This window comes from Vibrio sp. 1580, from assembly GCF_033340055.1.
In genome coordinates this window covers 1-751 of the sequence record NZ_JAWOVT010000236.1, presented here as the reverse complement: position 1 = coordinate 751, position 751 = coordinate 1, and the positions used below count along the sequence as shown (strand labels likewise).

The 751-nt window shown below is 42.9% G+C and carries 2 protein-coding genes; both read left to right on the top strand.

The window, feature by feature from the left end; all coding sequences use genetic code 11:
* Nucleotides 1-138: 138 nt before the first annotated feature.
* Nucleotides 139-366 carry a ferrous iron transport protein A gene (locus tag R7093_RS25245; RefSeq protein ID WP_005455496.1) on the top strand — a complete coding sequence of 76 codons (228 nt, stop codon included), beginning with the start codon at nucleotides 139-141 and terminating at the stop codon, nucleotides 364-366.
* The coding region (locus tag R7093_RS25240; protein WP_318147022.1) for a FeoB small GTPase domain-containing protein at nucleotides 366-751 on the top strand (386 nt) is incomplete at its 3' end. The genes R7093_RS25245 and R7093_RS25240, both read left to right, overlap by 1 nt.

Genomic DNA, 751 nt, shown 5'->3' with positions numbered 1-751 from the left:
TTAACGTTGAAAATATGAAAGGCACTTATGGAATCTTTGATTTCACACAATGAATGGAAGGGTATAGAGGAGTATTATCGCTGCCTAAATACTCTTAAATAATAATATTTATCATTAGCAATACTCTTAAGGGCCACTATGAAATTATCAGAAATTAAACCTGGCGATACGGTGACAATTCGTTTGTTAGATGGTCTTTCATCAGATATTAGAAAAAAGCTTATGGTAATGGGGCTACTTCCGAACACAGAAGTTAAGGTGATCAGACGCGCGCCGATGGGAGACCCGCTACAAGTTGAGGTACGCGGTGTATCTGTTGCGTTAAGAGAAACCATTGCTCAAAAAATTGAAGTGGAGCGAGTGTAATGCAGTATCAAGTTCTTACCGTAGGTAACCCAAACAGCGGTAAAACCACTCTTTTTAATGGTTTGACTGGTGCCAAACAGCAAGTCGGTAACTGGGCGGGCGTGACTGTTGAGAAAAAAACGGGTCAATTTAAGCACGCGGGTGATGAATTTTTACTGACGGACTTGCCGGGCATTTACTCTCTGGACAGCGGTAACGATAGTAACAGTATCGATGAATCTATCGCCTCTCGTGCGGTGTTGACGCACCCAGCTGATTTGATCATCAACGTGATTGATGCCACCAGCTTAGAGCGCAGTCTATATATGACGCTGCAACTTCGTGAACTTGGTCGTCCGATGGTTGTTGTTCTCAACAAAATGGATGCGTTAAAGCGTGAACGTCA

Excerpts from the sequence above, each read along its gene's own strand:
- R7093_RS25245 (WP_005455496.1), top strand. The coding sequence starts at position 139 with ATGAAATTATCAGAAATTAAACCTGGCGATACGGTGACAATTCGTTTG.